We start from the raw sequence: 25,919 nt of genomic DNA, 5'->3' as shown, positions 1-25,919 counted from the left end.
ACGCTCGGTCGAAGCTCAGGTCGACGCGAGTATGGCGGCGTAGCGTGACGCCATGAGGATCGCGATGGCGAACGACCACGCCGGCTACGCCCTGAAGCTCGAGATCGCCGAGTGGCTGCGCGACCAGGGCCACGAGGTCGAGGACTTCGGCACCCACGACACGCAGGCCTGCGACCTGCCCGATTTCGTCTACCCGGCGGCCCTGGCGGTGGCTCGGGGAGAGGCCGACCGCGGCATCTTCGTCGATGGGGTCGGCTACGGCAGTGCGATGATCGCGAACAAGTTGCCCGGCGTCTTCGCCGCGGTGGCCCAGGACCCGTTCTGCGCGGGGCTCGCCCGATCACACTCCGACACCAACGTCCTCTGCATCGGCGGCAAGATCATCGGGTCGGCGTTGGCGCTCGACGTGGTCAGGGCCTGGATGACCACGGATTACCTAGGTACGACGGAGGAGAAGTACGCCCGGCGCGTCGGCAAGGTGGCGGAGATCGCGGAGCGGCACGTCAGGCCGTTGGGGGACTGAGCGCGTCGGGGTACGGGGTCGGGGCTCGGGGGTCGGTGTCGGGGCCCGGCGACCCGTGGCCCTTCGGATCTCCGCGGTTTCGTGGAGCCGCCGCAGTTTCGTGGAGCCGCCGCGCTCCCAGCTAGATGCCGCGCGTCGGCACGCCGCGGCTGAATGAGGCAGCCGCTGCTGACCACAAGTGCGGCGGCTGCACCCCGATGTGGCGCGGCGGCTGCCGAGAGGCGCGGCGGCGACACGCCCGATGTCCTCCGTCGCCGGACGCATGACCCGGAGAGGAACGAGCGGGCGCACGTCGGGGCTGGTTCTACGAGCGCGCGGACGGATGGTCAGCGATTCCGCCGTCGGATGGCCTCGGTCAGCACGGTCGCGAAGCAGCACCACGCGGCGTAGGGGACAAGCGCCACCCCGGCGCCCCGACCGGCTTGTCCGGCACGACGGGCGAGGTCCACGGAGCTGGCGGCGAGCAGGGCGGCGATGACCACGGACGCCCCGAGGCGGTGGCCCGTGAAGAAGGCCCAGCTCCAGCCCTGGTTGAGAGCCAGGTTGAGCAGGAGGGCCCGGCGGAAGTCGTCGGCGTCCTCGTCACGGGAGGCGTCCTCGAGCTCGGTCAGGACCGCGGCCGAGGTCACGGCGATATCGCCGTACAGCGCTGTCCACACGATCGGAAACACCCAGCCCGGCGGCTGCCAGTCAGGCAGATCCAGTGATCGGTACCAGGACGACTGTGGATCGGTACCGATGCTGCCGGAGACCGCGGTCGCAGCCGTGAGAGCGGCCGTCGTGGCCACGTGCCGCTTCCGAATGTTCAGAGTCATCATGTGTCCTTCGACGCCGGTGGTCCCAGCGTCCCATGTCACCCGGTAATCGGCGATGGTTCAGCACCAACTCGTCGCGGAGGCCCCCGTCGCCCGACTCAGCCGCTGCGCAACGTCCCCGTCACTTCATGTCGTACGACGCTGTGAGGCAGTGCGACGAATCTCAGGGACTGCGACGATTCTCAGCCGGGCCGATCTTGGTAGGTCGTCAGGGTTCAGAATCGTCCGCCAGGTTCAGAATCGTCGGCTGGGGGAGACGCGTAGGTCGGGTTGAGAAGGGTCGGACGGGTTCACCGCCTCGTGGGATATGCCGCGGCGGGGTGGGTGCCGGCCGCGGCGAAGGCTCAGCAGCCCCGGCGGGCCGACGATCCTCACGTCGTGCGACGATTCTGAGGCACTGCGATGATTCCGAAGACGGCCGATCTTCGTAGGTCGGCCGGGGTGAGAGCGGTCGGCCTGGTTCAGAATCATCGGCCGGGTTCAGAATCATCGGCCGGCTCGAACCGTCAGCCCGGCTCGAGCCGTCAGCCCAGCTCCACACCGTCGGCCCGCTCACTCCCGCAGCATCGGCGCGTCCAACAAGGCCTCCGGGATGCCGAAGCCGTCGACCAGATCGGCGGCGTACGGCCGCAGTTCCGCGCACAGGGCGTCGACCTCGGCCGAGATCTCCTTGCTCCGGGTCGGCGTCAGGCGGTTGTGCTCGAGGAACCACGCGCGATCCGCCTCGATCGTCGACATCACGTAGAGGTCGCAGAGGCGATCGAGCAGCAGCGCGGCTCGGCCGTCCTGGGTGGCATCGATGCCGGCGATGAACGCCTCCAGCACCAGCCGCTCGGTGTGTGCCCTGGCCGCAGCCCGCATGTGGGGGGCCAGGGAGTTGAGCGCAGTGAAGGCCTCGTCGGGCCTGGCCCGCGCCGCCTCCCGCGCGCGGTGGGCCAGCGACTCCAGGATGTGGCGCTCCCGGTCCTCGAACATCAGCACCTGCCAGCCGCGCTCCAGCGGCAGGCCGTCATCGCCGCGCATCTGGGCGCGGGCCACCATGCGCGAGATCAGTGGCTGGGCCGCGGTCCGTTCCAGGACGGCTTCCCCGAAGCTACGTGCCGTCGCGCGGGCCATCCCCAGCAGGTCCAGATCGCCCCAGACCGTGCGGTAATGGACCAGGAGCTCCTTGGCGACGAGCTGCTCGAGCACCGTGTTGTCCCCCTCGAACGTCGCGAACACGTCGAGGTCCTCCCGGATCTGCGTGATCAGGTTCTCGGCCATGTAGCCGGCACCGCCACACGCCTCACGCATCACCTGGGCGGTGTCCACGGCCCACCGCGTCTGCGCCACCTTGAGGGCGGCCGCTCTGGTCTCCAGCTCGCGTTCGACCCGATCGTCCGGTGACTCGAGGGCGTCCCACCGCCTCAGTTGCAGCAGCAGTTCGTTCTGGGCGAAGCTGTACGCGTACGCCTCGGCGATGCGCGGCAGCAGCCGCCGCTGGTGGGTCAGGTAGTCGAGCAGCAGCACGTCGCCCTTCCCGTCGGGGCGCGGGAACTGGGTCCGCCGCAACGCGTACCGCGTGGCCAGAGCGATTGTCCGACGTCCCGCCGCCGCGGCCGAGCCGCCGACCTTGATCCGGCCGCGGACCAGGGTCCCGACCATGGTGAAGAAGCGCGCCTGCGGGCTGGCGATCGGTGAATGGTAGGTGCCGTACGTGTCGACGCCGCCGAACCGGTCGAGCAGCAGCCGACGCCGTACGCGGACCCGATGGAAGCTGAGGGTGCCGTTGTCCACGCCCGGCAGACCGCCCTTGTAGCCGTGGTCGCCGATGGTCACGCCGGGCAACGGTTCGCCAGCCTCGTCGCGGATCGGCACGAGGATCGCGTGCACGCCATGATCCGTGCCGCCCGTCCGCAGCTGACCGAAGACGATGGCCATCCGGGCGTCGCAGGCGGCGTTGCCGATGTAGACCTTGGTCGCCGACGGCGTCGGAGAATCCACCTCGAACTCGTCGCTGTCCGGCAGATAGGTGATGGTCGTCTCGAGGTGCTGGACGTCACTGCCATGTCCCGCCTCGGTCATGGCGAACGCCCCGGGGAGCTCCATCGTGAGCGCGTCACGCAGGTACGTCTCCCGGTGCCACTGGCCGCCGAGGGCCAGGATCGACCCGGCGAACAGCCCGAACTGCACCCCGACCTTGACGTCGAAGGACAGGTCGCCGTACCCGAGCATGGCGAAACCCACCGGCAGGTCCGTGGCGTCGCCCGTGCCGCCGTAGTGACGCGGATAGCCCAGGGCGGCGTGACCGCTGGCGGCGAAGCGTCGGGCCTGCTCGCTCGTCCACTCCCGGGCGGTCGCCAGGTCCTGGCCAGGATCGCGGACCAGATCGCCGGTCAGCACCTCCCGGCGCAGCCGCTGGCGCAGTGCGTGGAAGGCCCCGTCACCCGCCTCGACCAGCGCCGCGGCAAGATCGGGGGGCGTCAGCCCCGTCGGCACCAGCTCAGCGGTGGAGGTGGGGATGGCCTCGCGGAGAGGCTCCGCGCCGTCCGGGGCCGGGCCCGCGACGACCTGGCCCGTGACCAAGTCAGGGGCAGCCTCGCGCGACGGCGGGACTTCTGCCCCCACGGGGGCGTCGCGTCGAACGCTGGCAGACATGTCGGCTCCCTGGACGTTCCGTCCACGCGGGTGCGGTTCGGACCTGCGCCGGAACCCGCCCCGCGACGATGGCTACCCCCTAGACTATGTGAGTGGTGTCACGCCGACCAGGCTGGGCACAGGTCTCCCGGGGGAGGTCCCGACAATGTCGTCCGAGCACGCTGAGTCGACGCAGAGCACCGGAGCTCGAGAACGCACGGCGGTGGTGGTGGGCGGGAACCGGATGCCCTTCGCCAAGGCCCGGGGATCGTACGCCGCCGACTCCACCCAGGACCTGCTCACGGCAGCCCTCGACGGACTGGTCGCCCGCTTCGGACTGGCCGGGCAACGTCTCGGCGAGGTCGCCGCGGGTGCCGTGCTCAAGCACGGCACCCTGCTCAATCTGACCCGCGAAGCCGTGCTCAGTTCCGCGCTTGCGCCCGACACCCCGGCTGTCGACCTGCAGCAGGCCTGCGGGACGGGCCTCGAGGCGACCATCTACATCAGCAACAAGATCCGGCTGGGCCAGATCGACAGCGGCATCGCCGGCGGTGCGGACAGCATCAGCGACACGCCGTTGGAGGTGAGCCCTCGCCTGCAGCGGGCGCTGCTGCGGTTCAACAGCGCGAAGTCGCCGCAGGCCAAGCTGGCCGCGCTCGCCGACCTGCGCCTCAACGATCTGGCGCCGATCCCGCCGCTGATCGCCGAGCCGCGGACGGGGCTGTCGATGGGCGAGAGCCAGGCGGTGACAACGGCGAAGTGGGGCATCAGCCGCGCCGCCCAGGACGAGTACGCCCTCGGCAGCCACCGCAAGCTCGCCGCGGCGTGGGAGTCGGGCTTCTTCGACGACCTCGTCACCCCGCGCCGGGGCGTCACGCGCGACGAATCGCTGCGTCCCGACACCTCACTCGAGAAGCTGGCGGCGCTCCCAACGGTGTTCGGCGGTCCCGGGGCGACGATGACCGCCGGCAACTCGTCCCCGCTCAACGACGGCGCCGCCGTGGTGCTGCTCGCCGAGGAACAGTGGGCCCGCGAGCGGCGGCTGCCCGTGCTCGCCAGGATCGTCGACGCCGAGGTCGCGTCGGTGGACTACGCATCCGGCAAGGAAGGCCTACTGATGGCCCCGGTGCACGCCGTGCCCCGGCTGCTGGCCCGCCAGGGGATGGCCCTGCAGGACTTCGACCTGTACGAGATCCACGAGGCCTTCGCCGCCACGGTGCTCGTCACGCTGGCCGCCTGGGCCGATGACGACTACTGCCGCCGCACCCTGGGTCTGCCGGGCGCCTTCGGCACCATCGACCCGGAGAAGCTCAACGTGACCGGGTCCTCGCTCGCGGCCGGGCATCCGTTCGCCGCCACCGGCGGGCGGATCGTCGCGACCCTGGCCAAATTGTTGGCAGCTCGCGGTCCAGGTGCCCGTGGGCTCATTTCGATCTGTGCCGCCGGCGGCCAGGGCGTCGCCGCGATCCTGGAGGCGATGTGATGTCCCGACCGGCCAATCCGCTCTCACCCGATGCCCTGCTCGAGGGCCTGCTCTCCTCGCCGTTCGGCCGTTCGCTGGCGAAGCAGTTGGGTTTGCCCGAGGGGCCACGACTGCGCCGCGGGTCGGGGTTGCCGACGGGCCCGGTGGCGTACGACGCCCTGGGGGAGGCGGCCCGCGAGGATGCTCCGGTGCTGGCCGCCCTGGTGCGGCTCGGGGTGTCGACGATCCGGCCCCTGCACGATGAGCCGGCGACGCGCACCGCCGACCCCGACCATGGACCCCAGCCCCCGGCGTACGACGCCCCGTTGGGCGGGGTCGTGCTGGACCTGACCGGGGTGCGCAGCGTCGCCGTGCTCGAGAGCGTCCGGGCGGTGCTCCGCCCGGCGGTGCGGGGGTTGGAGGCGTGCGGCCGGGTGATCCTGGTGGGTCCGGTGGTCGAGGAGGTCGAGGGGTTCGAGGCGAAGGCGGTCGCCCGCGGCCTCGACGGGCTGGTGCGCTCCCTGGGCAAGGAGGTGCGGGGCGGTGCCACCGCCAATCTCGTCCGGCTCGCAGCCGATGCCGGAGCGGATGACCTCGCCTCCACCCTCGACTTCCTGCTGTCGGGCAGGTCGGCGTACGTCTCGGGCCAGGCGTGGCTGGTCGGCCGGCGCCGTTCGGCCGCGGAGCGGCCCGAGAGCCGCCGGATCGTCGTCGTCACCGGCGCCGCCCGCGGTATCGGCGCCGAGATCGCTCGGACCTTCCACCGGGTCGGGGCGACGGTCGTCGCCGTCGACGTCCCCCGCTCCGGTGAGGCGCTCGGTGCGGTCGCCAACGAGGTGCAGGGCACCGCGCTCCAGCTCGACATCACCGCGCCCGACGCGGGGCATCGGATCGCCGAGCATGTCGCCGAACGCTACGGGGAGGACGCCCGGATCCAGGCGATCGCGCACAACGCCGGGATCACCCGTGACCGGATGCTGGCCAACATGGACGAGAAGCGCTGGGCGCAGGTGCTCGACGTGAACCTGGCCGCTCAGCTCCGGCTGAACGCCGTCCTGCTCGATCCCACCCTGCCCGGCGGCTACGCCGAGGACGTCCACATCGTCGCCAGCGCCTCGACGAGCGGCATCGCCGGCAACCGTGGGCAGACCAACTACGCCACCAGCAAGGCCGGGGTGATCGGCATCGTCCTGGCGCTGCGGGAGGCGTACGCGGACCGTCCGCTCACGGTCAATGCCGTCGCCCCGGGCTTCATCGAGACGGACATGACTGCGGCCATCCCGTTCGTGCAGAAGGAGATGTTCCGCCGGATGAACAGCCTCCACCAGGGCGGCCGGCCGATCGACGTGGCGGAGACGATCGTCTATCTGGCCGACCCGGCCACCAGCGGGGTGAACGGCCAGGTGATCAGGGTCTGCGGCCAGGCCATCGTCGGCGCCTGATACCCAGTTCGCCCCTGCAGACCGCACTCCCGGGCGACCGGCCGACCCCGTGGCTCAGGCCTGGACGGTGCCGCCGCGCAACCGGTCGAGCCGGGTGTTCAGCAGCGCGACCCGATGGGCGTTGCTCGGCAACGCGATGTACGCGGTCCCGAAGACGGCGAGCAGGGCGTCGTCGAGCCGTCGGACGGCGCCCGGCGGGTGGCGATAGCCCATCCGGTCGGTGATCGCCGCGGAATCGACCGACGAGAGCAGGCCGGCCAGCTTGTGCAGCGAATCGATCCCCAACTCGAGCAGCACCCCGGAGATCCAGGTGTAGTGGTCCGTGCGCGACCAGCCGGAGTCGGGGAACTGCCCGGCCAGGAACGTCGTCAGCTCCTCGGCCCGGATCCGTGGATCGTTGGGGTCCGCGTCGAGGTCGCGGGGGGGTATCCGCTCGCGCAACCGTTCACGGATCACCTCGAACTCCCGGTCCGCGAGCTCCAGCAGGCCGGCCGCCAGGGTGAACCGGCGGTTCAGGTCGGGGGCGAGCTCCTCCGGCACCGACCCCTTGTAGCGGATGTCGTGCTCGAACTCGGCCCAGGCATGCTGGAGGACCGTACGGATCTGCACCTGCGCGCTCGGCACGCGGAAGGTCTCGACGGGCAGGTCACCGAGCCAGATCGGGTCGAGGGCGACCTCCAGGTGGCGGCTGACGTAACCGAAGCGGCCCTCGCTGGCGGTCAGCTGCCCCATGTCGCGATCGTCGAGCACGGTCAGTTGGTCGGTCAAAAGGTCGGCCACCACGGCGACGTCGCTGCGGACGTAGGTGATGACCCGGGTCCCGATCTGGTCGGTGATGTCGGCCAACGGGTCGGGATGGACGGGGTGGCCGTCGACGGACTTGTTCGCCTTGGCGGCGAAGGACGCGGTGCCCTTGCCTCGCCCGGTGATGTCGAGGTAGTTGACGCCCGCGTCGTCGAGCGTGGTGGTCAGCCAGGCGGTCAGGCGACGGGCCGCCTCCGCCGCGTACGGCTGGATCTCGGCGTACTCCCGGACGGCGCCGCGCACCAGCAGGGCGGCGGTGGCGTCAGGGACGGCGGGGATCGGGGAGGGTGGCTCGGGGACGAGGTCGGGCGGAAGGGTGGGCGTGACGATGAAGCCCATCGCCGCGTCCCCGTAGACGGTCGTACGTTCCGGGTGCCGGTGGGTGTGGAGGGCGACGTACGCGCAGACGACGGCGTCGATGCGGTCCTCGAGGGTGCGCAGTTCGCTCTTCCGCCGGGCCTCCCGCACCCCGGTCACGAGCGAGTGCCACTCCGGGGAGGAGTCCAGGCGCAGGGGTAGTTCGGCACCGGCCAGCCCTTCCAACAGGCCGATCAGGCGCAGCATCTCGTCGCGCATCGACTCGAAGGGCCGGTTCTGCCGCTGCTTGTACTTCAGGGTGCGGCCGAGGCGGAAGAGGGCGACGAGCGCCGGGTGGGGGTAGACCTCGATGGCTCGGCGGGTACGGATCGACTCGGGATCCATATCCAGGTCGAAGCGGGCCGCCAGCCGGGCCCCCGAGGCGTGTCGCGCATCTCCGGACGGGAGGTGTTCGAGGGGTGCGCGCCGGCCTCGAAGCGGGCGAAGTCCCGGTTGAGCGCGGCCTCGCACGGCCGGTTCCCGGTGGCGTTCGTGACGATGAGGGGGGCGTCGATGGCCACCAGGCACTCGTCATCGAGGAAGGGTGCCAGCGCGGCGGCGATGGTGTCGTCCGTAGTGGCGGCCGACAGGTGGATCAGCGTGCCGGCGTCATCGAGGACGGCGAGACCGGTACGGGCGCGCTCGCCCCAGGCGAGGTCGATTCCGACGAAATGCACGCGACCAGCATCCTCCTTCCGCGCGTCAGCGCAGACCCCGCCGGCGCTCGTCGTTCGTACGGGCCACTTCGTCGCCGATGGTGAAGAGGCTGACGATGGTCCCGATACCGACCCAGCCGGCGGTCAGGAGGTACGCGACGCCCTTCCCGATCTTGCCGATGTAGAAGTACTGCAGTCCGGCGACGCCGAAGAAGCCCACGGCGGTGAGCAGCATCGCGAGCCCGAGATCCCGCGGGGGCGAGGTGGGCACGGGGTAGCCCATTCCGCTCGTGGGATAGGGGTAGCCGGTGCCCTGGTAGCCCGGACCGGTCGTGGGGTAGCCAGGCGTTGTTGTGGGGTAGCCCGGCGCGGCCGGAGAGGAGCCGGGGCCGGATACGAGCGTGGGGCTGGATAGGAGCCTGGGGTCGGATAGGGGCGCGGTCCCGAGGCGGACCATGGGCCCGGCGGTTGGACCGGGGAGGCCGGGGGCGTCGGGCGGTCGAGGGGGACCGGCTCCCCGTAGACGTCCCGGTAGAAGGAGTCGTACGTCGGCTGGTCCGCCACCGCAGAGTCCTCAGGCGCGTCAGGCACCGCCGGCCGAAAGAGCGGCCCGGGTGCCGGTCGCCCAGGCGTGGAGGACGACGCAGGTCCCTCGGGCGCGCGGCGCGGGGTGGACGAGTACCACGGCGCCTCGGGTTGGGGGGTCCCCGGCGAGGCAGGCCGCGCAGGTTGGGGCACCTCGTCGGGGCGCTGCTCCGGCCCTGTCTCCGGTGTGGTCATGGCGCCATGCTCCCACCGTCCTGGGCCGTCGACGACCGCCGCGCCCGGATCACACAGAACAGGCCACCCGTCCGCCCCGGGTGCGGTTCGGGTCGTTCGGCACCACCTGCCGCGACCGCCTCCAGGTGACAGGCATCCTCGACCACGAAGCCCGCCGAGGAGAGCAAGCGCTCGACCTCCCGCCCCGACAGGAGGGTGGCGGTGGAGTAGTAGGGACTGTCCGCCTTCTCGTCGAGCAGCCGCCTCCCGGCCTCGCTCTCAGGTTCCAGGTACGCCACCACGATCGATCCTTCGGCGCGCGTCACCCGATGGGCCTCCCGCAGCGCCCGCAACGGGTCGGCGACGAAGCAGAGCGAGGTGATGAACGCGGTGACGGCGAAGGCGCTGTCGGCAAAGGGCAGCTCCTCCGCCACCCCGATCACCGTGGCGATCCCGCGGTCCCGGGCGTACGCGGCCATCCGCGGGGCCGGCTCGAGGCCGAACCGGATGCCCAGCGCCGCCGCGAACCGACCCGTGCCGACACCGATCTCGAGTCGGTCTGCGGCGCGGGGCTGCGAACTCCCGTCCGGGGCGTCCAACATCGCCTGCACGGCGCGTAGTTCGGCGGCGAACTCGGGCGTGTGCCGGTCGTACCACGCGTCGTAGTCGGACGCGAGGCTGTCGAACGCATCAATGGACCCCTGCTCCATCCATCCATGCTAGGAGCCGGGCCGGCAGCAGGTCCCAGGGTCCTGGCAGGAGGAACCAGAGCTCTCTGGCAGTCGGGTTGCGTGAGTGCTAACCCCGACTAACGTTCTCGTTAGCACTCTCCTTGGGAGTGTGCCAACGGTCAGGGACGGCACCCGCGACGACGCCCCTGCCACTCAACAGACACTGAAACATCGAGACATGTGAAAGGGGTTTGACGTGGCAGTCACGATCAAGCCGCTCGAGGACCGCGTCCTCGTTCAGCCGCTGGAAGCCGAAACCACCACCGCGTCGGGTCTGGTCATTCCGGACACCGCCAAGGAGAAGCCGCAGGAGGGCACCGTCCTCGCGATCGGCCCGGGCCGCATCGACGACAAGGGCCAGCGCGTCCCGATGGACGTCGCCGAGGGTGACGTGGTCATCTACTCGAAGTACGGCGGCACCGAGGTCAAGTACGACGGCAAGGAACTGCTCCTCCTCAACGCCCGCGACATCCTCGCGGTCGTCAGCAAGTGACTGCTGAGGAGACGCGCTGATGCCCAAGCTGTTGCAGTTCGATGAGGAGGCACGCCACTCGCTCGAGCGTGGCGTCGACATCCTCGCCAACACCGTCAAGGTGACCCTCGGCCCCAAGGGCCGCTACGTGGTGCTGGACAAGAAGTGGGGCGCCCCGACCATCACGAACGACGGCGTGACCGTTGCTCGTGAGGTCGAGCTGGACGACCCGTACGAGAACCTGGGCGCTCAGCTCGCCAAGGAGGTCGCCACCAAGACCAACGACGTCGCCGGTGATGGCACCACCACCGCGACGGTGCTGGCCCAGGCGATGGTCCACGAGGGCCTGCGCGCCGTCGCAGCCGGCTCGAACCCGATCGAGCTCAAGCGCGGCATCGACAAGGCCGTCCAGATCGTCGTCGAGGAGCTGGCCCAGCAGGCCCGCCAGATCGAGACCACCGAGGACATGGCGTCCGTCGCCACGATCTCCTCGCGTGACGAGCAGATCGGTGCCCTGATCGCCGATGCGTTCGACAAGGTCGGCAAGGACGGCGTGATCACCGTCGACGAGTCCCAGACCTTCGGCACCGAGCTCGAGTTCACCGAGGGCATGCAGTTCGACAAGGGCTACCTGTCCCCGTACATGGTGACCGACACCGAGCGCATGGAAGCCGTCCTGGAGAACCCGTACATCCTCCTGCACGCCGGCAAGATCTCCTCGATGAACGACCTGCTCCCGCTGCTGGAGAAGGTCATCGGCGCCGGCGGCACCCTGTTCATCATCGCCGAGGACGTCGACGGTGAGGCGCTGTCGACCCTGGTCGTGAACAAGATCCGCGGCACCTTCACCTCCGTCGCGGTCAAGGCCCCGGCGTTCGGTGACCGCCGCAAGGCGATGCTGCAGGACATGGCCATCCTCACCGGTGGCCAGGTCGTCGCCCCCGAGGTCGGCCTCAAGCTCGACCAGGTCGGCCTGGACGTGCTCGGTCGCGCCCGCCGCGTGGTCGTCACCAAGGACGACACCACCATCGTCGACGGTGGCGGCGACGTCGCCGAGGTCGAGGCCCGGGTGGGTCAGCTGCAGGCCGAGATCCAGCACACCGATTCCGACTGGGACCGCGAGAAGCTCCAGGAGCGGGTCGCGAAGCTGGCCGGCGGTGTGTGCGTGATCAAGGTCGGCGCCGCCACCGAGGTGGAGCTCAAGGAGACCAAGCACCGCATCGAGGACGCCGTGTCCGCGACGCGTGCGGCCATCGAGGAGGGCATCGTCGCCGGCGGCGGCGCGGCCCTCATCCACGCCTCCAAGGTGCTCGCCGATCTCGATCTCGAGGGTGACGAGAAGGTCGGCGCGGAGATCATCCGCCGCTCGGTCGTCGAGCCGCTCCGCTGGATCGCCGAGAACGGTGGCGAGCAGGGTTACGTCATCACCACCAAGGTTGCCGAGATGGGCCCGAACGAGGGTTACAACGCTGCCACCGGTGTGTACGGCGACCTGATCGCCCAGGGCGTCATCGACCCGGTCAAGGTCACGCGTTCCGCGCTGACCAACGCCGCCTCGATCGCCTCGCTGCTGCTCACCACCGAGACCCTGGTGGTGGAGAAGCCGGCTGCGGAGGCTGCGGCCGCCGAGTGATCGTCGGCGCTGCGGCGCCGCGATCACCAACTGCGCGAGACGGGGGTCCCTTCGGGGGCCCCCGTTCCGCGTTCCCTGCCGAAAGGCTAGGGGAGCTGGAGCCGGACGGTGGGCCGCCGGTCGGTCGACACCAGCGCCGTGGCGAACTCGACGCTCACCTCGAGCGCCTCCGCGATCTGCTCCACCGTCGCGCCCCCGGCGTGCTGCTTGCGGGCCTCCTCGCCCAGCCGGTCGAGGGCGGCGGCACATGCCTCGAGGCTTCGGATCATCTGCGTGCCGGCGCTGACCAGTGCCGTACGGTCGGCGGGGGAGAGCCCCGCCCCGGAATCCTTGCCCGCCCGGGAAGCCGTGCTGTCACCTGAATCCATGGCGCCCAGCGTACGGCCCTTAGAGTGGGGGTCATGTCAGAGTCGCTGCCGCCCTTCGACCAGCCGGACGCCCCGGTGCCGCCACGCCCGGAGGACATCCTCGTCTTCCTCCACGACATGGCCGACACCCCACTGACCTGGCAGGACCAGGTCGGCGCCCTGCCCGACGGATGGCGACCGCTCACCCCCTGGCTGCGGGGCATGAAGCCGATCGACAAGGACGTCTTCGACCTCCAGGCCGCGGCGGACGCGTTGAGCGTGATCCCCCTCGAACACGGCGTCGAGTCGTTCGCGATGGTCGGCATGGGGCTCGGTGCGACGGTCGCGCTGCGCTGCGCCGCGGACAGCCCGGCCCTGGTCCGCGGGCTCGTGCTGGTCAACCCCCTCGTCGCGCCGGGCGGGCGGGAGCTGCGCCGGCAGCGTACGGCCCTGCGGCTGATGCCCCGCGGTCGGCTGGCCGCGCAGAACATCGACAAGGACCGCCTGCTCGCGGCCATGGACATGCTCGCCACTCTCGACCTCGGCGACGCGCCCGAGCAGGTCGACTGCCCCGTCCTCGTCCTCTACCCCGAGGCGGATCGTGCCGCCCGGGAGGTGGCCGAACAGCTCGCCGGGCGCTTGCCGCAGGGCACCGCTCGCGCCATCGCCGCAGGTGCGCGGCCGCACCAGGAGGACCCGGAGGCCTTCAACGCGATCATCGCTGACTTCGTCACTTCGCTCACGCGGGCCTGATGCCTGCCGTCCTCAGCGCCGGTTTACTGCCGTGGTACCGCGACAGTGAGGGTCTGCGTGTCTTCCTGGTGCACATGGGCGGACCGTTCTGGGCCCGCAAGGACACCGCGGCCTGGTCACTCGCGAAGGGCCTGGCCGAAGCCGGTGAGGAGGACGACCTCCGGGCGGTCGCGCGCCGCGAGTTCACCGAGGAGGTGGGCGTGCCGGCGCCCGCCGGTGAACTGGTCGACCTCGGGACGGTCCGCAGTGGTGCGAAGGTGATCAGGGCGTACGCGGTCGAGGCCGACCCCGCGCTCGCCTTCCGGGAGAGCAACACCTTCGGCCTCGAGTGGCCGCCACGCAGTGGGCGGATGCAGGAGTTCCCCGAGGCCGACCGCGGCGCCTGGCTCACCCCCGAGGAGGCCGAGGAGCGGATCGTACGGTCGCAGGTCCCTTTCCTGCACCGCCTGCGAGACACACTCGGCTGCTGAGGGGGCCGCTGGCCCGTCGCAGGTCTAGGGTGTCGTGCCGTCTGGCGTCGGCGCACCGGTGCCCTGAGGGACGAGGGCTAGCATGAGGTGGGGCGCCGCACGGCGGAGGGCGCGCTGCAACTCCAGCGAAAGGTTCACAGTGTCGGATTTCGGTGATCTGGTCACGTCACAGGTTCCCAGCCCGTTCGCGGTGCTCGGTCTCACGTTCGACGACGTGCTGCTGCAGCCCAACGAGTCGGACGTGATCCCCTCCGAGGTGGACACCACCTCTCGCCTCACGAAGAACATCGAGCTCAAGGTGCCGCTGATCAGCGCCGCCATGGACACCGTGACCGAGACCCGGATGGCCGTCGCGATGGCTCGGGAGGGAGGCATCGGCGTCCTGCACCGCAACCTCTCCGTCGAAGACCAAGCGGGCATGGTCGACCAGGTGAAGCGCTCGGAGGCCGGCATGGTCGACCAGCCGATCACGATCGCGCCGGACGCCACGCTCAAGGACGTCGACAGGATCTGTGCGCACTTCCGCATCTCCGGCGTGCCCGTCGTCGAGGGCGACATGAAGCTCGTCGGCATCATCACCAACCGTGACATGCGCTTCGAGTCCGACCCGACGCGCAAGGTCTCCGAGGTGATGACCAAGATGCCGCTGGTGACCGGACGAGTCGGCATCTCCGGTGACGAGGCCCTCGGCCTGCTCGCCAAGCACAAGATCGAGAAGCTCCCACTGGTCGACGACCACGGCCGGCTGACCGGGCTGATCACCCTCAAGGACTTCGTGAAGTCCGACCAGTACCCCAACGCCACCAAGGACGGTCAGGGCCGGCTGCGGGTCGGCGCCGGTGTGGGCATCTTCGGCGACGCCTGGGAGCGCGCGATGTCACTGATCGAGGTGGGTGTCGACGTCATCGTGGTCGACACCGCCCATGGTCACTCCCGCTCCGAGATCGACATCATCCAGCGGCTCAAGAAGGAGCAGCGCGCCCAGGGCGTCGACATCATCGGCGGCAACGTCGCGACGTACGACGGGGCCAAGGCTCTCGTCGAGGCGGGCGTCGACGGCATCAAGGTCGGGGTCGGGCCGGGGTCCATCTGCACGACCCGCGTCGTCTCCGGTGTCGGCGTGCCGCAGATCACCGCGATCCACGACGCTGCCCGCGCGGCCCGCCCCGCCGGGGTCCCGGTTATCGGCGACGGCGGCCTGCAGTACTCGGGCGACATCGCCAAGGCACTCGTCGCCGGCGCGGACACCGTCATGCTGGGCTCGCTGCTGGCCGGTTGTGCCGAGGCGCCGGGTGACCTGATCTTCGTCAACGGCAAGCAGTTCAAGACCTACCGGGGGATGGGCTCACTCGGTGCGATGGCGACCCGTGGGCGCAAGGCCTCGTACTCGAAGGACCGCTACTTCCAGAACGACGTCGCCAGCGATGACAAGCTGATCCCGAGGGGATCGAGGGGCAGGTGCCCTACAAGGGCCCGCTGGCGGCCGTCGCGTACCAGCTCATCGGTGGCCTCCATCAGTCGATGTTCTACTCCGGCGCGCGGACCATCCCCGAGCTGCACGCCAAGGGCCGGTTCGTCCGCATCACCAGTGCGGGCCTTCGCGAGTCGCACCCGCACGACATCCAGATGACCGTCGAGGCGCCGAACTACTCGGCGCACGAGAAGTGATCGTCTGATACCACGCGGGCGTACGTCCGCAGCCGACGCGGGCCGGTTCGCCCGTGGACCACGCCGGGGCTCTTCGGGCGCCCGGTCCGAGGAGGAGCAGTCATGTACGACATCGGTCGCAGCAAGCGCGCCGAGAGCGCGTTCGCCCTGGACGACATCGCCATCGTGCCCCAGCGGCGCACCCGCGGCATCGAGGAGGTCGACCTCACCTGGACGATCGACGCGCTGAGCTTTGACTTCCCGCTGATCGCTGCACCGATGGACTCGATCATGTCCCCTAGTACGGCGATCGAGATGGGCCGCCTCGGGGGCTGGGCGTGCTCAACCTGGAGGGCCTCTGGACCCGGTACGACGCCCCGGAGCCGCTTCTGGAGGAACTCGCCGCCCTGGACGACCCGGTGCTCGCGACGCGGAGGCTGCAGGAGATCTACGCCGAGCCGATCAAGCCGGCGCTGATCCGGGAGCGGATGGCCGAGATCCGTGACGCCGGGGTCCCGGTCGCCGGCTCCCTGTCCCCGCAGAACACCGCGGAGTTCGCGGACGATGTCGTGGCCTCCGGACCGGACTTCTTCGTCATTCGTGGCACCGTGGTGTCGGCCGAGCATGTCTCCAGCCGCCGGGAACCGCTGAACCTGAAGAAGTTCATCTACGAACTCGACGTCCCGGTCATCGTGGGCGGCTGCGCCACCTACCAGAGCGCGCTCCACCTGATGCGCTCCGGGGCCGCCGGCGTGCTGGTCGGATTCGGTGGTGCGGCGACCCACGCGACCCGCCGCGTCCTCGGCATCGAGGTCCCGATGGCCACCGCGATCTCGGACGTGGCCGAGGCCCGACGCGACTACCTCGACGAATCCGGCGGTCGCTACGTCCACGTGATCGCCGACGGTGCGGTGGGCCGCTCCGGCGACATCGCCAAGGCGATCGCCGTCGGCGCTGACGCCGTGATGGTCGGCGCCCCCCTGGCCTCCGCCGACGAGGCGCCCGGGCGTGGCTACCACTGGGGCGCCGAGGCCTGGCACGAGGAACTCCCGCGTGGCGAGCGGGTCCACTTCCCGACGGTGGGATCCCTGCGGGAGATCATGGTCGGCCCCTCGCACACCGCGGACGGAACAATGAACCTCGTCGGCGCTCTCAAGCGCGCTCTCGCCACGACGGGCTACACCGAGACCAAGGAGTTCCAGCGCGTCGAGGTGGTCCTGCACCGCCTCTGAACCTGCTGTTCGGACCGTACGACCGCTCCCGCGGACGTAGGGTCGTCGCCGTCCTCCCGGGGCCGGATCCGCTCACGTCGCGGGTCCGGCCTCGGCTGGTTCAGCCCGTCCGGGCGGTCCTGCCGTCCGGCGTTCTGGACAACGGGACCGGCCTCGACTCCGGGTTTGACCGGCGCGTCCCGTACGCGTAATGTTCATCTGGCTCTGCGGCACGGGCCCTCGTCTGGGGGTGGTGTGGTGGGGTACTCATTCTCCTTCTCGGTTGTGTGTCGGGTGGGGTCTGCTCGTGGGTGGTCGGTTCTTTTCGGCTGTTCGGGGGTGGGTGGGGGTGCTGGTCGGATTTGACTCCGGTTGGTGGCTTCATTAGGGTGGGGGAGTTGCTTTCCGCGGGGAATGCTTGTTTTTCGGGTGTTTGTCGGGGTGGTGGCGAAAGCTTTTCGGGATTGTTTCGGGTGGCCTTTTCGGGGGTTTTCCGGGGTGATTTCGGGGGGTGGTGGGACACGGATTCGGATTTGACTCCGGGTGTGGTTCTCACTAAAGTAAGTCGAGTTGCCGGGCCGGTGAAACGGGTTGGTGATCCTGGGGTTCAGGGATGGATTTCGGGGCTGGTTGTTCTGCTGAAAGTCGGATTTGACTTGAGGGGGAACGGCGAGTAAAGTTGATCTGGTCGCCCCGAGCGGCTCCGGGTTGTTCCGGGGTGGTGAGGTGTGTGTCCGATGTTTGAGAACTCAACAGTGTGCTTTGTTTAGTCAATGCCAAATAGGCGCCTCTTTGTGGGGTGTCTGACATCACAATATGTTGTTTTTGTGTTGTCCTCGGCCATTGCTTCGGTGATGGTCGGATTTCTTTGAGATATGTAATGACCAGTTTATGTCTGGGATTGTCAGATCTCTTTTCATTGTGACGCATCAGCCTTTCGGGGTTTTGCGATATTTTTTCGATGGAGAGTTTGATCCTGGCTCAGGACGAACGCTGGCGGCGTGCTTAACACATGCAAGTCGAACGGTAAGGCCCTTCGGGGTACACGAGTGGCGAACGGGTGAGTAACACGTGAGTAACCTGCCCTTCACTTTGGGATAACTACCAGAAATGGTGGCTAATACCGGATATGACTCCTGCCTGCATGGGTGGGGGTGGAAAGCTCCGGCGGTGGGGGATGGACTCGCGGCCTATCAGCTTGTTGGTGAGGTAGTGGCTCACCAAGGCTTCGACGGGTAGCCGGCCTGAGAGGGTGACCGGCCACATTGGGACTGAGATACGGCCCAGACTCCTACGGGAGGCAGCAGTGGGGAATATTGCGCAATGGGCGGAAGCCTGACGCAGCAACGCCGCGTGCGGGATGACGGCCTTCGGGTTGTAAACCGCTTTCAGCAGGGACGAAGCTTTTGTGACGGTACCTGCAGAAGAAGCACCGGCCAACTACGTGCCAGCAGCCGCGGTGATACGTAGGGTGCGAGCGTTGTCCGGAATTATTGGGCGTAAAGAGCTTGTAGGCGGTTTGTCACGTCGAAAGTGAAAACTCAGGCCTTAATCCTGAGCTTGCTTTCGATACGGGCTGACTAGAGGAATGTAGGGGAGAATGGAATTCCTGGTGGAGCGGTGGAATGCGCAGATATCAGGAGGAACACCAGTGGCGAAGGCGGTTCTCTGGACATTTCCTGACGCTGAGAAGCGAAAGCGTGGGGAGCAAACAGGCTTAGATACCCTGGTAGTCCACGCCGTAAACGGTGGGCACTAGGTGTGGGTCACATTCCACGTGATCCGTGCCGTAGCTAACGCATTAAGTGCCCCGCCTGGGGAGTACGGCCGCAAGGCTAAAACTCAAAGGAATTGACGGGGGCCCGCACAAGCGGCGGAGCATGCGGATTAATTCGATGCAACGCGAAGAACCTTACCTGGGTTTGACATATGCCGGAAAGCTGCAGAGATGTGGCCTCCCTTTGGGCCGGTTTACAGGTGGTGCATGGCTGTCGTCAGCTCGTGTCGTGAGATGTTGGGTTAAGTCCCGCAACGAGCGCAACCCTTGTCCTATGTTGCCAGCAATTCGGTTGGGGACTCATAGGAGACTGCCGGGGTCAACTCGGAGGAAGGTGGGGATGACGTCAAGTCATCATGCCCCTTATGTCCAGGGCTTCACGCATGCTACAATGGCCGGTACAAAGAGCTGCGAGCCTGTGAGGGTGAGCGAATCTCAAAAAGCCGGTCTCAGTTCGGATTGGGGTCTGCAACTCGACCCCATGAAGTCGGAGTCGCTAGTAATCGCAGATCAGCAACGCTGCGGTGAATACGTTCCCGGGCCTTGTACACACCGCCCGTCAAGTCATGAAAGTCGGCAACACCCGAAGCCGGCGGCCCAACCCTTTGGGGAGGGAGTCGTCGAAGGTGGGGCTGGTAATTAGGACTAAGTCGTAACAAGGTAGCCGTACCGGAAGGTGCGGCTGGATCACCTCCTTTCTAAGGAGCCCGAAACAGAACATTCCGCGTCTGCCCGCGTTGGTGGGTGGGGGTGGGGTGGTTGCCGGTGGATCGGTCACGTGGTGTGGCCGGCGTGCCGGTAAGGGTTTTCTGGGTGGAACATTGACTGCTCCCGTTGGGCCGGTTGGCCTGGCGGGGGTCACTGCGCGTCCGTGGGCTTTCGGGTCCGGGGGTGGTGTGGTGGGTGGGGCGCACTGTTGGGTCCTGAGACCTCGGCCGCGTGACGCGGCTGCTGCTCCCTTTGGGGGTGGTGGTCTTGGACGGGATTGCATCTGCACGTGTGTGTGGTTGTGGTGTTGTTTGTGTTTTGAGAACTTCATAGTGGACGCGAGCATCTTTGTAGATTTATTTTCTTGATATTTGTGTTGGGAAAGCTACTAAGGGCGATCGGTGGATGCCTTGGCACCAAGAGCCGATGAAGGACGTTGTAACCTGCGATAAGCCCCGGGGAGTTGGTAAACGAGCTGTGATCCGGGGATGTCCGAATAGGGAAACCTCGAATGTCTCCAGTCATGTGGAGCGACCTCTACCTGAATCTATAGGGTAGTGGGAGGGAACGTGGGGAAGTGAAACATCTCAGTACCCATAGGAAGAGAAAACAAAAGTGATTCCGTAAGTAGTGGCGAGCGAACGCGGATGAGGCCAAACTGCGTGTGTGTGAGACCTGACAGGGGTTGCATGCGTGGGGTTGTGGGGCCGTCTTTGACCTGGCTGTCGACGGGTCGTGGAGTCAAAAATGTGCGCTGAAGTCGAAGGATTCTGGGAAGGTCCGGCAGAGCAGGTAATACCCCTGTAGACGTAAGGTGTGCACTCCATGGGGCGGTTCCCAAGTAGCACGGGACTCCTGGAATTTCGTGTGAATCTGGCGGGACCACCCGCTAAGCCTAAATACTCCTTGGTGACCGATAGCGGATCAGTACCGTGAGGGAATGGTGAAAAGTACCCCGGGAGGGGAGTGAAATAGTACCTGAAACCGGTCGCCTACAAGCCGTCGGAGCCTGTGAGGGTGACGGCGTGCCTATTGAAAAATGAGCCTGCGAGTTAGTGGTGTGTGGCGAGGTTAACCCGTGTGGGGTAGTCGTAGCGAAAGCGAGTCCGATAAGGGCGTTGAGTCGCATGCTCTAGACCCGAAGCGTAGTGATCTATCCATGGCCAGGTTGAAGCGACGGTAAGACGTCGTGGAGGACCGAACCCACCTAGGTTGAAAACTGGGGGGATGAGCTGTGGATAGGGGTGAAAGGCCAATCAAACTACGTGATAGCTGGTTCTCCCCGAAATGCATTTAGGTGCAGCGTCACGTGTTTCTTCCCGGAGGTAGAGCACTGGATGGTCTAGGGGGCCCACAAGCTTACCGAAATCAGCCAAACTCCGAATGCCGGTGAAGCCAGAGCGTGGCAGTGAGACAGTGGGGGATAAGCTTCATTGTCGAGAGGGAAACAGCCCAGATCATCAGCTAAGGCCCCTAAGTGGTTACTAAGTGGAAAAGGATGTGGAGTTGCGGTGACAACCAGGAGGTTGGCTTGGAAGCAGCCACCCTTGAAAGAGTGCGTAATAGCTCACTGGTCAAGTGATTCTGCGCCGACAATTCAGCGGGGCTTAAGTAATCCGCCGAAGCTATGGCATTCACACTAGTTGTGGATGGGTAGGGGAGCGTCGTGCACGTGGTGAAGCGGCGGGGTGACCCGGCCGTGGAGTGTGCGCGAGTGAGAATGCAGGCATGAGTAGCGAATGACGGGTGAGAAACCCGTCCGCCGAATATCCAAGGGTTCCAGGGTCAAGCTAATCTGCCCTGGGTAAGTCGGGACCTAAGGCGAGGCCGACAGGCGTAGTCGATGGACAACGGGTTGATATTCCCGTACCGGTGTAATGGCGCCCCTGCCGAGGCGCGCGATGCTGAGCACGGAAGCTGTTCCCATGTCACCTTCGGGTGGCCGGGTTCAGTGACTCTGCGACCCAGACGTGTAGTAGGCAAGCTACGGAGTGACGCAGGAAGGTAGCCCATCCTGGGCGGTGGTTGTCCCAGGGTAAAGGTGTAGGACGAGGTATAGGTAAATCCGTGCCTTGTGTGTCTGAGACCTGATGCCACTGCCACATTCGTGTGGTGGTGTGGGTGATCCTATGCTGCCGAGAAAAGCTTCGTGAGCGATGTCATGAGCCGCCCGTACCCTAAACCGACACAGGTGGATGAGTAGAGAATACTAAGGCGATCGAGAGAATCGTGGTTAAGGAACTCGGCAAAATACCCCCGTAACTTCGGGATAAGGGGGCCGGATGCGTGATCCGCCTTTGCGTGGTGAAGCGTTGATGGCCGCAGAGACCAGGCCCAAGCGACTGTTTATCAAAAACACAGGTCCGTGCCAAGTCGTAAGACGATGTATACGGACTGACTCCTGCCCGGTGCTGGAAGGTTAAGGGGACGTGTCAACTTCGGTGAAGCACTGAACTTAAGCCCCAGTAAACGGCGGTGGTAACTATAACCATCCTAAGGTAGCGAAATTCCTTGTCGGGTAAGTTCCGACCTGCACGAATGGAGTAACGACTCGGGCACTGTCTCAACCACGAACTCGGTGAAATTGCACTACGAGTAAAGATGCTCGTTACGCGCAGCAGGACGGAAAGACCCCGGGACCTTTACTATAGTTTGGTATTGGTGATCGGTACAGCTTGTGTAGGATAGGTGGGAGACGTTGAAGCGGCCACGCCAGTGGTTGTGGAGTCATTGTTGAAATACCACTCTGGTTGTTCTGGTTATCTAACCTCGGACCATGATCTGGTTCAGGGACAGTGCCTGATGGGTAGTTTGACTGGGGCGGTCGCCTCCCAAAGAGTAACGGAGGCGCCCAAAGGTTCCCTCAGCCTGGTTGGCAATCAGGTGTCGAGTGTAAGTGCACAAGGGAGCTTGACTGTGAGACTGACGGGTCGAGCAGGGACGAAAGTCGGGACTAGTGATCTGACGGTGGCGTGTGGAAGCGCCGTCACTCAACGGATAAAAGGTACCCCGGGGATAACAGGCTGATCTTGCCCGAGCGTCCATAGCGACGGCATGGTTTGGCACCTCGATGTCGGCTCGTCGCATCCTGGGGCTGGAGTCGGTCCCAAGGGTTGGGCTGTTCGCCCATTAAAGCGGCACGCGAGCTGGGTTCAGAACGTCGTGAGACAGTTCGGTCCCTATCCGCTGTGCGCGTAGGAGTCTTGAGAAGGGCTGTCCTTAGTACGAGAGGACCGGGACGGACCAACCTCTGGTGTGCCAGTTGTTCTGCCAAGAGCATGGCTGGTTGGCTACGTTGGGAAGTGATAACCGCTGAAAGCATCTAAGCGGGAAGCACGCTTCAAGATGAGGACTCCCACTTTTTGGTAAGGCCCCCAGTAGACGACTGGGTTGATAGGTCGGATGTGGAAGCCTAGAAATGGGTGGAGCTGACCGATACTAATAGGCCGAGGGCTTACCTTACACACCAAGAAAATATGCTGCAAAGACTCGCGTCCACTATGTTGTTCCCGGAACACAAACACACGGTTCCTGGCCACCCAACCCGTAAGGGCGGGGTGGTGACAGTTGAATAGTGTGAAACTGTTTCGACAGTGTTACGGTGATCATGGCGGAAGGGAAATACCCGGCCACATTCCGAACCCGGAAGTCAAGCCTTCCAGCGCCGATGGTACTGCACACGGGAGTGTGTGGGAGACTAGGACATCGCCGGACAACACACACCACCCCTCGGGTGGTGTAACAGAGCGGGCCGACACCCTCACGGTGTCGGCCCGCTCTGCAATTGCGGAAGATTTCCCCAGTCCGGACGACCGCAGCGTGTCGTGCCTGTGGCCATTCGTGCCTGTGGCCATGATGACCGAGGGCTGCTCCCGCCGACGTGCGGCGTACGCGCCTCGGGGGCGGAACCGCACAGGCGGAGGGCATCCGCTGGGATAGGGTCGGCTCGTGGCTGCTGACAATGATGACGTGATGGCCGAGCTGAGGCGTCTGCGCTCCTCCATCGACAACATGGATGCCGCCCTGGTGCACCTGTTGGCAGAGCGATTCAAGATCACCCAGCGCGTCGGCGTGCTGAAGGCCACCCATGACCTGCCGGCCGCCGATCCCGACCGTGAGGCTGAGCAGATCCAGCGGCTGCGTGCGCTCGCCGAGGATTCGCACCTGGACCCGGAGTTCGCTGAGAAGTTCCTGACTTTCATCGTCTCCGAGGTCGTCCGCCACCACGAGGCCATCCGCCGCGACCACCCCGGTGCCTCCTGACCCCTATTCCGTACCGGCAGGCTCAGCGGGGACCCGATAGCGGGTCCCCGCTTTTCCGTGCCGAGACGAATGTGCCTTCGCAGATCCTTGACATTGCGCGTGAACGTGGGAAAAGTCAGAACAGGAGCACAGTGATTCACATCACTGCAGCTCCTTTGTAGACCCCCGACGCTGACCTCTCTACAACGGTGTGGAAGGACTGCACATGGATCAGGCTCGTACGTCGCGTACGCGACGAAGGCGGGCGCTGGCGATGGCTGTGGCGACCGGCATGGCCGTCACCGTCGCGCTGAGCGGCTGCTCGACCAATCAAGGGGGCTCGTCCCCCACCCTCACCTGGTACATCAACCCCGACGACGGTGGTCAGGCACAGATCGCCCAGAGGTGTTCGTCCGCCTCGGGTGGCAAGTACACCATCCAGACCTCGCTCCTTCCCCGCGATGCGAGCTCGCAACGTGAGCAGTTGGCACGGCGGCTCGCTGCGGGGGATTCGTCCCTGGACATCATGAGTCTTGACCCGCCGTTCATGCCGGAACTGGCCGAGCCGGGCTTCCTCGCTCCGGTGCCGCAGGATCTGGCCACCTCCTCGACGAAGAATGCCGTCGAGGGCGCGGTCAAGGGCGCGACCTGGAAGGGGAAGATCGTCGCCGTCCCCTTCTGGGCCAACACCCAGTTGCTCTGGTACAAGAAGTCCGTCGCCCAGCAGGCCGGCCTCGACATGTCGCAGCCCGTCACCTGGGACCAGCTCATCGCCGCAGCGGAGAAGACCGGCAAACAACTCGGCGTCCAAGGGATCCGGTCGGAATCGATGACCGTGTGGGTGAACGCCCTCTACGAATCGCAGGGCCAGCACATCATCACGAACCCGCAGGCGTCGGGTGCCGACTACCAGCTCGGACTGGACAGCGCCGCCGGGACGGAAGCCGCTCGGATCATCGGGACGATCGGTCAGAAGGGCCTGGGTGGTCCTGGTATCACCACCCAGAACGAAAGCATCACGATGAAGAACTGGCAGGCAGACAAGGGCTCCTTCATGGTGAACTGGCCCTTCGTCTACGCGGCCACCCAGAGCGCCGTGAAGCAGGGGAGCGTCCAGCAGTCCCTCGTGGACGACATGGGGTGGGCGCTCTACCCGCGGGTGAAGGCCGACCAGCCGACGGCGCCCCCGCTCGGGGGCATCGTGCTGGGCGTGGGGGCGAAGAGCAAGCACGTCGATCTCGCCTACCAGGCGGTGTCGTGCATCGTCTCCCCGGCGAACCAGGCGTACTACTTCGTCTCCAACGGCAACCCGCCGGCGGACAAGACGGCGTACGACGATCCGGCCGTACGGGCCAAGTACCCGATGGCTGACACCATCCGGGAATCCCTCGACCTGGCCAAGCCGCGGCCGCAGACCCCGTACTACAACGAGATCAGCACCTCGATCCAGCAGCGCTGGACGCCACTGTCCTCCGTCTCGGCCAGTACGCCCAAGGACACCCAGGACTTCGTCCAAGCCGTCCTGAAGGGGGAACGACTGCTATGAGCACCGCTGTCGACACCGCTGCACCCGCCGCGAGGACCTCACGACGGGTGGTGACCGAGCGGGCCCGGGGCGAACGGCGCCTCGGCTGGACGCTCGCCGGGCCCGCGTTCATCGTGATGGTCGCCGTCACCATCTACCCGATCCTCCAGGCCATCTACGACTCGCTGTTCAACTATCGCCTCACCGCCCCGGGTGAGCGACGCTTCGTGGGCCTGGCCAACTACGGTGTGGTCCTCAGCGACCATGTCTTCTGGCGTGATCTCGGCGTCACCGCCCTGATCACCGTCGTCACCGTCGCCGTGGAACTCGTCCTCGGCTTCCTGCTCGCGCTCGTGATGAACAACGCGATCCGCGGGCTGAAGGGCTGGTTGCGTACGGTCATCCTGATCCCGTACGGCACCATCACCGTCGTCTCGGCCTTCGCCTGGTTCTACATGTTCGACATCAACTCCGGATACGTGAACAAGTGGTTCGCCTGGTTGCCGGGCATCGGACCGTCGTTCGACTGGTTCGGCTCGACCGGGCCGGCCCTGTTCGTCATCATGGCGTCCGAGATCTGGAAGACCACCCCCTTCATCTCCCTGCTGCTGCTCTCCGGCCTGGCGCAGGTCCCGAGTGAACTGACCGAAGCCGCCAAGGTCGACGGGGCGACGTGGTGGGAGCGGATGAGTCGGGTCATCCTGCCGAACATGAGGGCGGCCATCATGGTCGCCGTCCTCTTCCGGGCCCTCGACGCCTTCCGCATCTTCGACAACATCTTCATCATGACCAACGGCGCGTACGGCACCGAGGCGCTGTCGCTACTGGCCTACCGGACCTCGATCGGGCGACTGGAGATCGGGCTCGGTTCGGCCGTGTCCGTCATCCTGTTCCTCCTCGTGATCCTGATCTCCGTGATCGCCATCAAGGGCTTCAGGGTGGACCTGGCCGGACGAGGAGTGAAGTGAC

Annotated in this window: 17 protein-coding genes, 3 rRNA genes and 2 pseudogenes; 15 read left to right on the top strand and 7 right to left on the bottom strand. The window is 66.6% G+C overall.

What is annotated here, in order from left to right:
• Window positions 1-52: 52 nt before the first annotated feature.
• Window positions 53-523 carry an RpiB/LacA/LacB family sugar-phosphate isomerase gene (locus Rai3103_RS01390; RefSeq protein ID WP_153571074.1) on the top strand — a complete coding sequence of 157 codons (471 nt, stop codon included), beginning with the start codon at window positions 53-55 and terminating at the stop codon, window positions 521-523.
• 326 nt (window positions 524-849) lie between these two features.
• Here the strand turns inward: Rai3103_RS01390 and Rai3103_RS01385 are convergent, their stop codons facing one another.
• Together Rai3103_RS01385 and Rai3103_RS01380 are read right to left on the bottom strand one after the other, a co-directional pair.
• Window positions 850-1,341, bottom strand: a complete 492-nt coding sequence (locus Rai3103_RS01385) for a TspO/MBR family protein (RefSeq protein WP_228489067.1) — start codon at window positions 1,339-1,341, stop codon at window positions 850-852.
• Between the two features lie 549 nt (window positions 1,342-1,890).
• Entirely contained in the window at window positions 1,891-3,975 is a 2,085-nt protein-coding gene (locus Rai3103_RS01380) for an acyl-CoA dehydrogenase family protein (RefSeq protein WP_153571070.1), read from the bottom strand.
• A 145-nt stretch (window positions 3,976-4,120) separates the two neighbouring features.
• Here Rai3103_RS01380 and Rai3103_RS01375 point away from each other — a divergent pair, with 145 nt between their 5' ends.
• Window positions 4,121-5,437: an acetyl-CoA C-acetyltransferase gene (locus Rai3103_RS01375; RefSeq protein WP_153571068.1), complete on the top strand. Its 1,317-nt coding sequence runs from the start codon at window positions 4,121-4,123 to the stop codon at window positions 5,435-5,437.
• Window positions 5,437-6,858 carry a 3-oxoacyl-ACP reductase gene (locus Rai3103_RS01370; protein ID WP_153571066.1) on the top strand — a complete coding sequence of 474 codons (1,422 nt, stop codon included), beginning with the start codon at window positions 5,437-5,439 and terminating at the stop codon, window positions 6,856-6,858. The genes Rai3103_RS01375 and Rai3103_RS01370 overlap by 1 nt, the downstream gene beginning before the upstream one ends.
• Window positions 6,859-6,912: 54 nt before the next feature.
• Here Rai3103_RS01370 and Rai3103_RS01365 read toward each other — a convergent pair whose 3' ends face one another.
• The 4 genes from Rai3103_RS01365 to Rai3103_RS01355 form a co-directional block, all read right to left on the bottom strand.
• Window positions 6,913-8,364, bottom strand: coding sequence for a DUF429 domain-containing protein (locus Rai3103_RS01365; RefSeq protein ID WP_277872991.1), 1,452 nt, complete (start codon window positions 8,362-8,364; stop codon window positions 6,913-6,915).
• A complete protein-coding gene (locus Rai3103_RS18320) occupies window positions 8,274-8,696 on the bottom strand; it encodes a DUF429 domain-containing protein (protein WP_277872990.1) in 423 nt (140 codons plus the stop codon). The genes Rai3103_RS01365 and Rai3103_RS18320 overlap by 91 nt, the downstream gene beginning before the upstream one ends.
• Window positions 8,697-8,721: 25 nt before the next feature.
• Complete coding sequence (locus Rai3103_RS01360; protein WP_228489066.1) at window positions 8,722-8,946, bottom strand: TM2 domain-containing protein; 225 nt, start codon at window positions 8,944-8,946, stop codon at window positions 8,722-8,724.
• A gap of 505 nt (window positions 8,947-9,451) precedes the next feature.
• Complete coding sequence (locus tag Rai3103_RS01355) at window positions 9,452-10,144, bottom strand: class I SAM-dependent methyltransferase (RefSeq protein WP_153571063.1); 693 nt, start codon at window positions 10,142-10,144, stop codon at window positions 9,452-9,454.
• 217 nt (window positions 10,145-10,361) lie between these two features.
• On the opposite strand from Rai3103_RS01355, the gene groES reads away from it, so the two are divergent.
• Window positions 10,362-10,658, top strand: coding sequence for a co-chaperone GroES (groES, locus tag Rai3103_RS01350; RefSeq protein ID WP_153571062.1), 297 nt, complete (start codon window positions 10,362-10,364; stop codon window positions 10,656-10,658).
• Window positions 10,659-10,674: 16 nt separating this feature from the next.
• Window positions 10,675-12,270: a chaperonin GroEL gene (gene groL / locus Rai3103_RS01345; protein ID WP_153571061.1), complete on the top strand. Its 1,596-nt coding sequence runs from the start codon at window positions 10,675-10,677 to the stop codon at window positions 12,268-12,270.
• Window positions 12,271-12,356: 86 nt separating this feature from the next.
• Here the strand turns inward: groL and Rai3103_RS01340 are convergent, their stop codons facing one another.
• Window positions 12,357-12,638: a hypothetical protein gene (locus tag Rai3103_RS01340; RefSeq protein ID WP_153571060.1), complete on the bottom strand. Its 282-nt coding sequence runs from the start codon at window positions 12,636-12,638 to the stop codon at window positions 12,357-12,359.
• A gap of 33 nt (window positions 12,639-12,671) precedes the next feature.
• Here Rai3103_RS01340 and Rai3103_RS01335 point away from each other — a divergent pair, with 33 nt between their 5' ends.
• The 10 genes and pseudogenes from Rai3103_RS01335 (at window position 12,672) to Rai3103_RS01290 (ending at window position 25,918) form a co-directional block, all read left to right on the top strand.
• The gene (locus tag Rai3103_RS01335; RefSeq protein ID WP_153571058.1) at window positions 12,672-13,370 is read left to right on the top strand and encodes an alpha/beta fold hydrolase; all 699 of its coding nucleotides are present in this window, start codon (window positions 12,672-12,674) and stop codon (window positions 13,368-13,370) included.
• A complete protein-coding gene (locus Rai3103_RS01330) occupies window positions 13,370-13,840 on the top strand; it encodes an NUDIX hydrolase (RefSeq protein WP_153571057.1) in 471 nt (156 codons plus the stop codon). Before Rai3103_RS01335 ends, Rai3103_RS01330 begins: the two co-directional genes overlap by 1 nt.
• A gap of 82 nt (window positions 13,841-13,922) precedes the next feature.
• Window positions 13,923-15,508: pseudogene (guaB, locus tag Rai3103_RS01325) on the top strand (IMP dehydrogenase).
• A 102-nt stretch (window positions 15,509-15,610) separates the two neighbouring features.
• A pseudogene (locus Rai3103_RS01320) lies at window positions 15,611-16,719 on the top strand (GuaB3 family IMP dehydrogenase-related protein).
• Between the two features lie 937 nt (window positions 16,720-17,656).
• Window positions 17,657-19,173, top strand: a 16S ribosomal RNA gene (locus Rai3103_RS01315).
• Between the two features lie 388 nt (window positions 19,174-19,561).
• Window positions 19,562-22,645 (top strand): 23S ribosomal RNA (locus Rai3103_RS01310).
• A gap of 135 nt (window positions 22,646-22,780) precedes the next feature.
• Window positions 22,781-22,897, top strand: a 5S ribosomal RNA gene (gene rrf / locus Rai3103_RS01305).
• The 16S, 23S and 5S rRNA genes sit together here, the layout of an rRNA operon.
• 258 nt (window positions 22,898-23,155) lie before the next feature.
• Window positions 23,156-23,446: a chorismate mutase gene (locus Rai3103_RS01300; protein WP_153573548.1), complete on the top strand. Its 291-nt coding sequence runs from the start codon at window positions 23,156-23,158 to the stop codon at window positions 23,444-23,446.
• Window positions 23,447-23,651: 205 nt separating this feature from the next.
• A complete protein-coding gene (locus Rai3103_RS01295) occupies window positions 23,652-24,971 on the top strand; it encodes a sugar ABC transporter substrate-binding protein (protein ID WP_153571056.1) in 1,320 nt (439 codons plus the stop codon).
• Window positions 24,968-25,918: a carbohydrate ABC transporter permease gene (locus Rai3103_RS01290; protein ID WP_153571055.1), complete on the top strand. Its 951-nt coding sequence runs from the start codon at window positions 24,968-24,970 to the stop codon at window positions 25,916-25,918. The genes Rai3103_RS01295 and Rai3103_RS01290 overlap by 4 nt, the downstream gene beginning before the upstream one ends.
• The last annotated feature ends 1 nt before the right edge of the window (window position 25,919 follow it).

Source organism: Raineyella fluvialis (genome assembly GCF_009646095.1).
Classification (GTDB): Bacteria; Actinomycetota; Actinomycetes; order Propionibacteriales; family Propionibacteriaceae; genus Raineyella; species Raineyella fluvialis.
This window is presented reverse-complemented; position numbering and strand designations above follow the sequence as displayed.